The sequence below is a fragment of the Enterovibrio baiacu genome (assembly GCF_004120195.1).
GTDB lineage: Bacteria > Pseudomonadota > Gammaproteobacteria > Enterobacterales > Vibrionaceae > Enterovibrio > Enterovibrio baiacui.
Map to the genome: position 1 here is coordinate 83,418 of NZ_SCHN01000006.1, position 12,117 is coordinate 95,534.

A 12,117-nucleotide genomic window follows, 5' to 3' on the forward strand; every position below is an offset into this window, starting at 1 on the left:
ACAAATAACCAACAACAATGTGAGTCATACGTTCGCAAGTGGATAGGCACTATGACCCAATTGAATTACTGGTCGGACACAGCAACCAACAGAGAGCCTGTAGAAACGACCCTCTCCCATCTCGGCTATGACGCCGGCTATGTCGGCATCATCAAGAAGATATTCCGCATTGCACAAACGCCAGTATCTAAACTGTCGCCGCAGCAATATTTGATGCAAGACGCCTTTTGTCAGCAAACCGAGCTGCTGGAATCCGACGCACTCACCTACACCCACACAGGGCAGGAAGTGTATCCCTTTGGGCAGTCATGCTTGCGCTCGCTAAACCGTTCAAGTCGCGGAAATGGCGCGCTGTTTGGCTCAACCGCCTGCAATTGCGCGTCCACGTTCAAAGTCATCGACTTGTATCGCCGCCGTCAGCAACACGCAGACAGCAACGCATCGGCGAGAAAACGCCACGTTATCGTGACCTGCGATACGGGCTTCACGCCGATCCTCAAAGACATTCCCGGTTCAACCGTCACAGGCGATGCACGCAGTGCGATTTGCTTGGATGACAGCGCAGCGGGCGACTACCAATTGATCAGTTACGAATCGCAGGTTTACCCCGCCCATTTTGGCGGCGCGTGGGAAGACGAAGAAAAGCATTCGGTTTACGAGAAAACCTATAAAGATCGGATTGTTGCACTGATCGAACAATCATTGGCTGGGCTGACGTTAGATGCAGAAAGTCGCATCGCCATCGTGCCTCACAATGTCAATGTGTACACCTGGAAAGCCATCGAAAAGAAACTCAACAACCCACAACTTTCCTTCTTCACCGACGGCGTGGCTGACCACGGACACTGCTACGGCAGCGATGCCTTCATCAACCTGCAATTGCTCGAACAGCGCCATGCCGCGCAACTCTCTGTAGAAAAAGACTCTGCAGAACAATACGACGCCCCCCATTCGCCACCTCACCCGATACCCGATTACTTCCTGTGTGTGACCGCGGGTGTGGGTGGTTTCTTCTCAAGCGTGACGCTGAAACGGACCGATACCAATAAGGACCCGTCTTATGACTAACACTCCCTCGAATGAGCGTGTAACCGCGCACGACTCAATGCAAAAAAGCACAGCACTGCGACGCACCATCGTGGCGAACATCGACCAATTTGGCGATAAACCCGCGGTGCGATATCGTGGTTCAACCTACAGCTATCGCGGCTTGTTGGTGCTCGCCAGCCAGCTTCGCGACATGCTAGATGCACACGGTGGCATTCAGAAAAACGTGCCGATTTTGACCTGCTCACGATCGCCACTGTTTGCCAACATATTCAACCTTTTACTTGGGCTGGAAGGCATTCCCTACGAGCCGCTGTCACTCAATGAACCGTTTGATCGCGCCATTGCCAAAGCGAGTAAATGGCAAAACTTCATCTTGCTGACAGACACCCACACCGAGAGTGAGCTGGGCCCAATTTCCGCCCGTGCCAGCCTCACGGTGATTGCCGATGAAGACTTGTCTTACCGCACCCATTCGCGCCCTGAAAACGCGGGAGACAATCACCTTTCCCTCGATGAGTGCGTCTACATACTGTCAACGTCAGGCTCCACGGGTGTGCCGAAATCTGTGCCGATAAAAAGCCACAATCTCGATGCCTACTTGTCTGCCGCCACGCGCTTTTTTGGCGTCGAACAGGATGAGCATTTCTCCGTGATCCACGATGTCTGTTTCGACTTCAACATCCATGAATTGTACCTACCCATCCACAATCATGGCTGCCTGTGCATCGCGGATAAATCTGACTTGCTTAGCCCCGCAACCGTCAGCAAATTCGTTGAACGCCACGGCGTTACCTTCTGGTCTTGCGTGCCCTCTTTCATCAACCATTTAGACCACTTACGCAAGTTCAACAGCAACACCTTCAACCGCATTCGCAAAACCATGATTTGCGGTGAAGCGCTGACGTTAGTGATTCAACAAGCCTGGCGCGCCCTCGCCCCAAACAGCCGCATTTTTAACTTGTACGGCCCGACTGAATGCACTGTTTCCGTTTCAGGGAAAGACATCACCTACCCGCAGCAAGACGACATTCGAAATGGCGTGCTCACCATCGGCGAAGCCTGGGATAACACCCTGTTCTACGTGCTCAATGAAGGACACATCAGCCAAGAAGGACGCGGCGAATTGCTTGTTGGCGGGCCACAAGTCTTTGATGGGTACTTTCGCGAAGGCAGCGTCTGCCGAGAAAAACTGGTCGAAGAGCCGCAAAGCGGGCAACTGCTTTACCGCACGGGCGACAACGTAGAGCTTTCACCCAACAAGCCGAACCACTACCTCGGACGTGGCGACGATCAGCTGCAAATTCGCGGACATCGCATCCAAAAGAACGAGATTCTGCACCTGATTTGCCAAACCATTCCGTGCTCTAACCTCGCCGTGGTCGAAAAAAATTCCTGCAACGGCACCACCATCGGCATCGTGTTGTTCATCTCTGGGGAGAACCTGCAAGAAGTCGATATTCGTCGCCGATTGGCAGCCACGTTGCCCAGCTATGCCCTGCCGCTAAAGATCAATATCGGCCCATTGCCGATGAACAAAAACATGAAGATTGACCACAAGAAGCTGTATACGCACGTGAACCCAGAGGCGGAAACTTCATGAGGCTCGAAGATAACAACAGCGTCGCCCTGTCGATAGACGCCATTCGCGTCGTCAGGCCGAAGAAAAAGCTCGTGTTGGTGGATGAGTTTGACGCCGTGCACTGCTCCTCGTTCAACGCCCACATTCTGAAAAAGATGATGGGCATTGAAACCGTCAATGTGCTGCCCGAAGGCAAACCGCACGAGGCGCTCATGATGCCGTTAGTGTCACTTTCGAAGGAAGAAGCGAGCACAGAATACGGCAACGATGTAGAACTTCGTAGCGCCAACACTGGGGCAATGCGGGCGCAGTTCGGGCAATCGGTTGATCGTGCACTCGCGCGCATTCACGACCTCACGCCGCTTGGGTTAAGCAACGCTAACCGCTGTGTGTCGCTGTTTAAGCAACTCGACATGATTGCGCGTTCAGCCCCTGCGCCGCGTCAATACTGCATTCACAATACCGAACTCGCGTTCAGTAAAGAAATGCGCATCACCCGTGGCTTATCCGTGCAAGGCGACAGCAACACCAGCTTGCGATTGAGCCACACCGACACCCCGAAAATTCGGGTGAGCAGCGTGCATTTGCATTACGACCGTCGCTTTGCGCGGGGCATTTGGGGCGACAACGTCGAAACCAAAGCCTACGAAGAAAACTATCGGCAGAACATGCATCAGGTGATCCATCGCGCGTTAGACAAAGCGGGCGTCACCCTGTCACAGATAGACCACTTACTCCCACACAACATCAACATCAAATCATGGCGTTTTCTTTGCCAATCGCTCGACGTGTCTGAATCGCGTTTGTTCTCGCGAAACATACAGACCGAAGGTCACTGCTTCTGCAATGACATGGTGATCAACCTCAGCGATGCACTTGAAGCATTCGCCCATGAAGACACACCTCCCACCGCTGAAAACCCATTACGTTTTCTCGCCGTGGCCGCTGGCGCTGGCGGGATGTTCGGCGCCTGTGTGCTTGATGTTATGCAGCTAGAAGGATTACGCAATGAGAGACACGCTATATAAGATCATGGTGGAAGCGGCAGACCGCGTTGCCGTTCTCGACCAAGATAAAACCTACCGTTATCGCGACGTCTTAGACGACGCCGCATGCCTACACGCGCAGCTAAACACCGCGGCAAGAGGCACGCCAACGGGCACACACATACTCATGTCCGCTGAGCGTTCTTACACCAGTGTGGTGATGTACGTGTTCAGCGTGGTGTATGGCTACACCCTTGTGCCCGTGACGGCGGAGATCGACAACCGTTCCCTAGCGCGTTTGATCAACGAATTGCCCGTGGCTTTCTTCTTTACCGACACGCTTAACGATACCGGCTCGTCACGGCTGCTCTCCGTCGCCCAGCAAGCCGCTTGCCCAACCTTCGTCGCCGCGCGCGGCAAGCCCTTGAGTGAAGGGAAATTCAATCAACCCTTACCGCCGCTTGAAACCAACAGCGAATGGCTTGCTACACCCAGCCAAGATAACCCCGATCTGTATTTGATTTTCACTTCAGGCAGCACGGGCAACCCGAAAGGCGTGAGTGTTGAAACGCACAACCTGCTCAACTACCTCGAAGCCACGCGAGACGAATTCGGTATTCATGCTGACGATGTACTGAGCCACATTTCCCCGCTCAGTTTTGATTTCAGCATTCACGAAATCTTCATTGCCTTGTTCAATCAAGCCGCGATTGCCGTGCTGCGTGAAAACGACAAATTCAACTTCTCAGGGTATCTCACCCGCCACGCGGTAAGCGTGTGGGCATCCGTGCCGTCCACCGTGGCGTATTTGAACAAAACCCGCCAGTTGAACCCGAGCCAATACCCAGCACTGCGCTTGGCGTTTGTCGGTGGCGAACCCGTGCAACCCTCATTGCTGCACACCCTGACACTCGCCGCACCGAATTGCACCGTGTACAGCTATTACGGCCCTACCGAATGCACCGTCGCCATGATGGCGTGTTGGTATGACCCAACCAAAGAGTACGCCCAACACATGCCCCTTGGCAGGCCGTTCGGCGGACACCGTTTATTGATTCAAACCGAGGCCGACGGCGCATTTCATGCAACAGGCACGGGCGAAGCCTACATTGCCGGACCACAAGTACTGAAAGCTTATTGGAAGAACCCAGAACAAACGGCGCTGCGTTTTTCTTATCACCCTGAACACGGCTATCTCTTCCGCACGGGCGACATCATTCGCATCGAAGAAGACGGCAACCACGTGTTTATCGCACGCCAAGATGACGACATTAAAATCGGGGGTTACCGCTTTAACACTGCGGCCTGTCGCACCTTTGTCGAAGAAAAATCGCAGGCAGAAGATGTGGTGGTCACGCCTTTTTCCCACAGCAACGAAGCCACCTTCGATCGTCTGTTGGTGGTCACCGTGAACGCCAAAATCAGCGAAGCCGCGTTAGCCCGCATATTCCGCGACCAATACGATAATTATGTGCAGCCGCACTTCGTCAACGTCTCTGAGCTGCCGATGAACCGAAACGGCAAACTCGACAAGAAAGCCTTGATGGAAAAGGTGGCCTGCCATGTTTGATCACGATACGCCTTTGATGGCGTTAACCCCGACTCAGCCCCAAATGCAGTCTGCTATTCCACTGCAACCACAGGTGCAGCCGACCACTGATGCGCTGCCTGCACGGCAACAGGCGATCCGTGTGTTTAATCGGCTCGTGCCCATTGATGGCAAGCCGACCAACGTGGCGATCTGGGCTCCGGAAGAGGAAACTGCAGAACACGCCGATGCATCTGCGCCCGCCAAGCCCATGCGTTATTACCTCACGCACAAAGGCGGCGCGATAAAAGCACGCTGCATTCAGGCCAAGCCCGATATTCAGGTAAGCAAGTTCTGCCTGATCTTCCCCGGCTTCAACGGCGGGCCGTTAGATCAGTTTCACTTAGCTGAAGCGCTCGCCAATGCAGGATATTGGGTCATGTCCGTGGGGTGTTACATCAACCCTGAACTCAAGCCGAGTGACGATCCGGACAAAATCGCCCTCGCCCTTGAAGATGCTTACGCGGCCTATCCCTCTATCTTGCAGGCATTTACTCAGCTAACAGGGCTTTCCGTCACACCTGAGACCTTAGGCGAAATTCGCTATGCCTCGTTTTCCGCGGGCATATATCCGCTGGTGCGCGCAGTCAGAAAAGGCCATTGCCCACAGTGGCAACACCGCCTATTGCTGATGGCACCGGGGTTATCCGCTACCCCAGGCTTGGGGGAGTTGCTCGCCCAGGCACCCATATCCCGAATGGACCTGATTCATTCAGCGCAAGACACGCACCCCACGTTTGGCGACCCATTGCACTACTTAACCTTTTTTGATGCGTCACAAACGCAGCTTCACTTGCTGTCAAAAGGTGAACACTACGATTTCATTCACCTTCCGTTGTCCGTCACCAAAGACACGAACACCACGCCCACCGGCGGGTTCGCCCAATCCCAACACGAGCGCGCGGTAAAGCAGGAATGCTTGGCGGTTCTCGACAGTCTGATTCATGGAGAAACACGATGAGCTCAACAACCACACAAACCCTTAACGCCCAAGATGCACGCACCGTCATGACCAACATCAATGACGTTTACGCCACCCCAACGCCTTACACCGCGTTTGCTGATTGGAGCCGCTTCAACCCCGCCTATGGCGACGACATTTTGTCTGACCCACAAAGCGCGATTGATTTGGCCAATGAGTTGGTCGCGCACTACAACCATTCAGAGTTTCACAAAATGGCGCCAGAGCGCGCTGACGATCTCGAATTGCGCTCGGTGAACGACATCATCGCGCGTTACCACGAACTGAACAGCGACGCTTCAGCGCCCGTCACCCCTGTGGGTGGACGCTGCCGCGACTTGGCGCTGCTGGTGTGTAGCCAATTTCGCGCCCAAGGCGTGCCCGCTCGCCTTCGCTTTGGCTTCACCCACATGTATTACGACACAAAACGCGCGCTGGCAGACCATGTGGTGGTGGAATATTTCGATGAGGGACGCTGGAAGATCCTAGAGCCGCGCGGCAGCTCGCGTTTGATGGCACACCAAGATCTGGGCATTAACCCCATCGACGTTGATCCGAAGAAATTCATCAATGGCCCGCGAGCGTGGCACAACATCCGCAATAAAAACATGCGCGCAGAATGGTTCAGCGGCACAACACCCAATGCACAAATGGGCTTGTGGTACGTGAGAAAAATCATGCTGTTTGATTTGGCGAGCCTGTGCCGATACGAAGCCGATGTGTTCGATTTATGGGGCTATTTGACCGATTCAAAACCCGGCGTGATGCCGAAGTTCAAGCCGCACCTAGAGGCGCTCGACAGCATCGCCGCCACCGACTTTTTGGATGAGCAAGCCTTCGCCGAATGCTATCAACTGCTGGTGCAAGACGAACGCTTTTTGCCTGACGGTGAAATCAGCGTATCACCCACCCTTGGCAAACGTTCAACCCTGTCAGTAAGGAAGGAAGACTATGTTCTATATTAGTCGCAACATCACGGCTGACGCGCCGCGGGTGCTGAATGTGTTGGACGACCACGATGCGCTGTTCCTGAGCGCATCCTCCGCCAAAGTGTTTAGCCAGTGGTATGGGTTTAACGAACTGCCGTTTTACGATCACACACCCTGTACCGAGTATTACCAACAGGCGTTGCAAACCTACGTGGAATCGGACGATGCGAAAAGCAGCACTGCGCCGGCCACTGAACCTCACACTTACGATGCCGTGGTACATAACCATACCGGCGCATTGTGCGGCGTGTTCGGCGAGCGCGTCATGCTGCGAAGCAGTCGCGCCACACTCAGCAACGACGATGCAGAAGACAGCAATTGGTTGCCCTTTTCCTCGTCTGCCGCCAAATGCGCCACGCCCATGCAGCTCATGAAATACTTCGAGCGCAACCGCGCCCTCAACAACATCTTGTTGGTCACGGGTGACATTGCAGACAACGTGGACATGCGCGTCAACCCCGTCGCCTTGAGTTCAGACACCATCAACATGGTGAAACTCAGCCGCACCCCGAGCGATATCTCCGTGTTGTCTGTCGCGACCTTGTTCGACGGCCAGTTTTCCGGCGGGATTTACCTTGAATCCAATGACGGTATTCAAGAGAAGTACAACGCGTTCTACCAAATCAACGTCGAGAAAGTGGTCGATCGCTGTTTAGCGGAGGCCAACCTCACCCGAGAAGACATTGATGTGGTGTTGCCACACAACGTGAACGCACAAACATGGAAGAAATTGGCTGCAAAATTGGGCATCCCTATTGATAAGGTTTACACCAAAAACATCGCCCGATATGGTCACTGCTTCGGTGGTGATCTGTTCGTCAATCTCAATGATTTGTATAACGAGTTAGATAGCCCCCAAACCGTCACCTGCTTGGCAGTTGCGGCAGGTATTGGTGCCTCATTTGGTGCCACCCTCTTCGGCATATCTAAAGGAAAGGAAACTGAATGAGAGGTCGATTGAAGAAAATGAGTATTTTTCTGATTTCCACTATCGTCGTGCTTGGCGTTATCGTGTTGGCAGTTTTTCTGCTGCAACGCCCGCCCGTCGACCCCGCGCTAGAGAAAGGTTTACAGGTCTCTAAATTCACCGTGGAAGATGCAACAGGCCAAACCGAACTTACCGCCCAAGTGTGGCAAGTTCCCACTGAGAACGCGGAGCCACCAAAAGGCGTGATCTTGATGTCTCACGGGTTTTCCGCCACTGCAGGCACATTGCGTGTTTATGCCGCCCAACTGGCGCGCGCTGGCTATGTGGTCGCCGCCGTCACCCATGACGATCTCAAAGGTTTGCGCAGCGGCCTGGTAGAAAACGACCCCATGGTCGCAAGACAGCGCCACTTGCAGCTATTGCTCGAACAGCTTTACGCGAGTGATGAACAAAACACCCTGCGCAACTTACCTGTTGGCATTCTGGGTTACTCCCTCGGTGGCTATGCCGCGCTCACCAGCACTGCATTTCCGCCAGTGCTCGACAAGCAACCCGCGTTTTGTGAAACCCAGCCACGCGGCGAAAACATCTTGTTATGTAACCCGCGCTTTGGGCAACGCATTCAAGCGATTCTGGCACAAGAACCGAATGCCGCCGCTCGCAGCCAAACCCCAGCCATTCCAGCATCCGCCATTGCATTGCTTGCACCGGCTTACACGCAACTTGTGGACATGGCAGACCAAGAAAACACTCCACCCGTGTTTCTTGCCAACGGTCAGTTAGATGAATACGTGAGCCCGACGGACATGCAATCCCTCGCGCAATCGCACAACTACATTAAGGCACACAAGGAGCTGGAAGATGCCGGCCATTATGTGTACCTCCCATCCTGCCCTTGGCCGCTCTCCCTCTTTATGGAGAACTGCAAAGACCCGAAACCGATTGAGCGCGCACCCAAGCAAACCGCGTTAGCGAACGAATTGGTGGCGTTTTTTGATGAGAATTTAGTAGGCGCGAATTAGAACGAACGTCGGTGAGAAATAATACTGAATGGCGCTAAGCATGTCTGGATAGATGTGCTTAGTGTTGGTTCCTGGCACAACCAGCCACAAGAACAACTCTCACACTGAAACCATCCCCTTGAATAACATCATTTTTTACCACTCATTGTTCAAAATTATGAGTCATATCAATAAGCCATACTTCTATATGCCTTTATTATCACACCATGATGCGCTTGATGACCAGTTTACCTGTCATTCAGCATGCCTATTACCTATAACCGAAGATGATAATTAAAATAAAAAAAATTTTTAAAGCTGATGATTTTTAATATTAATTACACAATCATAAAATTTTAATATAGATTGTTTATAAAAATTGGAGATAATAAATGGTTTGGTTTTTTGGTAGAACCCATGAATTAAGCGAGCTAGACAGCTTAAATAGAGAATCTGAATTTAAGAGAAATGCAGTCGACATACTCTGCATTGATGACCAAGGTCTTCAATATGAAGAAATAATACGTCATCATGGTTTCAGCATTAGAGTGTTAAGAGATATTGAAGATATCAAATCTGTGGCAGATTACCCTATTGTAATCTGTGATATTAAAGGTGTTGGCAAAGCTTTTAATTCTCCTTTTGAGGGAGGGCACATCATCCAAGAGATAAAAAAGCACTATCCTTCAAAAGTTGTCATAGCTTTCTCCGGCCATCAATTTGATGCGAAATACAATAAATACTTCAAGATGTCAGATTATGTCTTATCCAAGGATATAGACTCAGATCAATGGGTAGATACTTTGGATGACACAGTGAGAAAAATCACATCACCAACAGAACAGTGGAAAAGAATACGCCAGTATTTAGTCGATAATAACACATCAACAAAAATTATATTCCAACTAGAGCAAGAATATATATCTGCCGTATTAAACAAAGACGCATCTAAATTTGCAAAGCCAAAAACCATTAATCTACTATCTCAAGATGTAAGGGGTGTAATTCAAGGTTTTATTGCCAGCCTAGTCTTTAAGTTGGTGATAGGTTAACAATGAAAAATATTAGCGCATTCCCTGTATGGGATATTAATAATAACAAAATTATAGATGGCACATTTTTAAATGTATCAACGCAATGCCTTAAGGCAAAGACTAGAACTTGCGTGAAGCATTACGAAAAAATAAGAAACGTGAAAGGGTTTCACATTTGCCCCTTTGGGTTAACAAGTTACAGTACCGGAGATGCTGAACCTAGCTTATATTCATCCATTAAGGTTCAGGGATATTATGATGTAACCAAAACTAAAAAGTTACCAGATTATCTTCCTACAATGCCGCCTCAAGTTTTCCTTGCAAGCATCAACAAGTCGCGAGCACTGCTGAACAATCCTGTAAGAGGAAGTAAGATTGACTCTGATATGGTTGATTTTTCAATACATGAGGTGCGTAGATTCAATGGTGAAATAAAACGAGTCAGTGAAGAGCTTCTGCTAATCAAAGAGAACGATCTAGCTCATGTACAGAAGAAAGTTAAAAACATCTTTGCATCTAGCTCTTTAATATCTGTAAGGCTAAACGCTTTCGATCTAGAGGAAAACCCTGAAGTAATAACATCTCAGTCAAAGTTCAACACGGGTATTTTCAAGAAATTTCAAAAAGCCAGCCACTGCCTTGACACTTATGCTAGAGATAGAGGTGTAAGAATCATGCCGTTTCGCGGCACGTCACATATGACAATCGACATGTATCAAATCTTCGACCTCATTCCATTTGTCATCCTTGAGAACGCAATAAAATACTCACCCGAAGATCAAAGCGTATCCGTACATTTTGAAGAGGTAAACCAGAGTTCTTTAAGTGTTTCAGTATCTTCTATAGGCCCCTGCAATACCGAATCCGAAATAGAGAAAATATTCTGTAAAAAGTATAGAGGAAATCAAGCTGAGTTATTTGATGGGACAGGTGGTGGGTATGGTTTGTATTTTGCCAAGATGATTTGTGATATGCACAATATCAAAATATCAGTTAAATCTGGAGCACCAATGTTCGAATTAAATGGCATTCAATTTGGAGATTTCACCTTAACTCTGGAAGTTGAAAGATAGATCATGCGGGGTGATGCATTTTAAATACTACTTTCCGTCACAATGACCCCCTATAACTCCTCCTTGAAAAGTGGGGAGGATCTAAGAGCCATTTAGCTCACGCTTCAGGCTCTTTCTCTTATCTCGAGACTCGCAATCTCACTTCTCGTCCCTTGCTCTTATCTCGACACTCGCAATCTCACCTCTAGTCCCTCGCGCTTATCTCACCTCTCGCCCCTGACCTATTACTCCTGTCGCAATACCACACATCATTCAACCGATGCATTGCGTCTGTATGCTACGTTCGTAGAGGCATTCATGACGTATCGGGTAGGCTAGACCCGAGAATGAGCTATAAAACACCAATCTGCGCATAGACAGGGAGAAGAGGAAATGGAAGTGAAAAAGGTTCACATCGCAAAATGTCATTGTGGCGCGGTCGAGCTTGAATTGCGGTTACCCAATGGCCTTGAAGACCCGCGTCGTTGTTCATGTTCTATGTGTCGGAAACGCGGTGCAATTGCAGCTTCAGTATTGTTAGAAAATTTAAAAATCATCAAAGGCGAAGAGAATCTGACGCTTTATCAGTTCAATACAATGACGGCAAAGCATTACTTTTGTAAAACGTGTGGCATTTATACGCACCACCAAAGACGTTCGAACCCGCATCAATTTGCGATAAATGTTGCGTGTTTAGAAGGCATTAATCCCTACGACCTAGAGCCTGTGAAAATCTACGATGGTATTCACCATCCCAAAGACTCGATTAATTTGTAACGTGGGGAGAACCAAAGAGCCAGCTCGCTTTGGCTCTTTCTCTTATCTCGACACTCGCGATCTCGCTTCTCGTCTTTTACCCCTATCTCGCCCCTCGTGACTTGCACGCCTTCCGCTTTTCGTTCAAAGAAAAATTCGCCATTGAGTGCGATTTCGAACGATTGACACACAT

Annotated in this window: 11 protein-coding genes; all 11 read left to right on the top strand. The window is 50.2% G+C overall.

Annotation, left to right across the window (positions count from 1 at the left end; genetic code table 11):
* Nucleotides 1-51 precede the first annotated feature (51 nt).
* The 11 genes from EQP46_RS03010 (at nucleotide 52) to EQP46_RS03060 (ending at nucleotide 11,945) form a co-directional block, all read left to right on the top strand.
* Entirely contained in the window at nucleotides 52-1,068 is a 1,017-nt protein-coding gene (locus EQP46_RS03010; protein WP_129492244.1) for a beta-ketoacyl-[acyl-carrier-protein] synthase family protein, read from the top strand.
* Nucleotides 1,061-2,650, top strand: a complete 1,590-nt coding sequence (locus tag EQP46_RS03015; RefSeq protein ID WP_129492245.1) for an AMP-binding protein — start codon at nucleotides 1,061-1,063, stop codon at nucleotides 2,648-2,650. The genes EQP46_RS03010 and EQP46_RS03015 overlap by 8 nt, the downstream gene beginning before the upstream one ends.
* Nucleotides 2,647-3,657: a 3-oxoacyl-[acyl-carrier-protein] synthase III C-terminal domain-containing protein gene (locus EQP46_RS03020; RefSeq protein ID WP_129492246.1), complete on the top strand. Its 1,011-nt coding sequence runs from the start codon at nucleotides 2,647-2,649 to the stop codon at nucleotides 3,655-3,657. Before EQP46_RS03015 ends, EQP46_RS03020 begins: the two co-directional genes overlap by 4 nt.
* Nucleotides 3,638-5,185: an AMP-binding protein gene (locus EQP46_RS03025; protein WP_129492247.1), complete on the top strand. Its 1,548-nt coding sequence runs from the start codon at nucleotides 3,638-3,640 to the stop codon at nucleotides 5,183-5,185. Before EQP46_RS03020 ends, EQP46_RS03025 begins: the two co-directional genes overlap by 20 nt.
* Nucleotides 5,178-6,164, top strand: a complete 987-nt coding sequence (locus EQP46_RS03030) for an alpha/beta hydrolase (RefSeq protein ID WP_129492248.1) — start codon at nucleotides 5,178-5,180, stop codon at nucleotides 6,162-6,164. Before EQP46_RS03025 ends, EQP46_RS03030 begins: the two co-directional genes overlap by 8 nt.
* Entirely contained in the window at nucleotides 6,161-7,129 is a 969-nt protein-coding gene (locus EQP46_RS03035; RefSeq protein ID WP_129492249.1) for a transglutaminase family protein, read from the top strand. Before EQP46_RS03030 ends, EQP46_RS03035 begins: the two co-directional genes overlap by 4 nt.
* A complete protein-coding gene (locus tag EQP46_RS03040; RefSeq protein ID WP_129492250.1) occupies nucleotides 7,116-8,102 on the top strand; it encodes a 3-oxoacyl-[acyl-carrier-protein] synthase III C-terminal domain-containing protein in 987 nt (328 codons plus the stop codon). Before EQP46_RS03035 ends, EQP46_RS03040 begins: the two co-directional genes overlap by 14 nt.
* Entirely contained in the window at nucleotides 8,099-9,103 is a 1,005-nt protein-coding gene (locus EQP46_RS03045; RefSeq protein ID WP_129492251.1) for an alpha/beta hydrolase family protein, read from the top strand. The genes EQP46_RS03040 and EQP46_RS03045 overlap by 4 nt, the downstream gene beginning before the upstream one ends.
* Before the next feature lie 371 nt (nucleotides 9,104-9,474).
* Nucleotides 9,475-10,134, top strand: coding sequence for a DNA-binding transcriptional response regulator (locus EQP46_RS03050; protein ID WP_129492252.1), 660 nt, complete (start codon nucleotides 9,475-9,477; stop codon nucleotides 10,132-10,134).
* A 2-nt stretch (nucleotides 10,135-10,136) separates the two neighbouring features.
* Entirely contained in the window at nucleotides 10,137-11,189 is a 1,053-nt protein-coding gene (locus EQP46_RS03055) for an ATP-binding protein (protein ID WP_129492253.1), read from the top strand.
* A 372-nt stretch (nucleotides 11,190-11,561) separates the two neighbouring features.
* Entirely contained in the window at nucleotides 11,562-11,945 is a 384-nt protein-coding gene (locus EQP46_RS03060; RefSeq protein WP_129492254.1) for a GFA family protein, read from the top strand.
* Nucleotides 11,946-12,117 lie beyond the last annotated feature (172 nt).

Coding starts and splice junctions, on each gene's coding strand:
- EQP46_RS03010 (WP_129492244.1), top strand. CDS start 52: ATGACCCAATTGAATTACTGGTCGGACACAGCAACCAACAGAGAGCCT.
- EQP46_RS03025 (WP_129492247.1), top strand. CDS start 3,638: ATGAGAGACACGCTATATAAGATCATGGTGGAAGCGGCAGACCGCGTT.
- EQP46_RS03055 (WP_129492253.1), top strand. CDS start 10,137: ATGAAAAATATTAGCGCATTCCCTGTATGGGATATTAATAATAACAAA.
- EQP46_RS03040 (WP_129492250.1), top strand. CDS start 7,116: ATGTTCTATATTAGTCGCAACATCACGGCTGACGCGCCGCGGGTGCTG.
- EQP46_RS03050 (WP_129492252.1), top strand. CDS start 9,475: ATGGTTTGGTTTTTTGGTAGAACCCATGAATTAAGCGAGCTAGACAGC.
- EQP46_RS03020 (WP_129492246.1), top strand. CDS start 2,647: ATGAGGCTCGAAGATAACAACAGCGTCGCCCTGTCGATAGACGCCATT.
- EQP46_RS03015 (WP_129492245.1), top strand. CDS start 1,061: ATGACTAACACTCCCTCGAATGAGCGTGTAACCGCGCACGACTCAATG.
- EQP46_RS03030 (WP_129492248.1), top strand. CDS start 5,178: ATGTTTGATCACGATACGCCTTTGATGGCGTTAACCCCGACTCAGCCC.
- EQP46_RS03035 (WP_129492249.1), top strand. CDS start 6,161: ATGAGCTCAACAACCACACAAACCCTTAACGCCCAAGATGCACGCACC.
- EQP46_RS03060 (WP_129492254.1), top strand. CDS start 11,562: ATGGAAGTGAAAAAGGTTCACATCGCAAAATGTCATTGTGGCGCGGTC.
- EQP46_RS03045 (WP_129492251.1), top strand. CDS start 8,099: ATGAGAGGTCGATTGAAGAAAATGAGTATTTTTCTGATTTCCACTATC.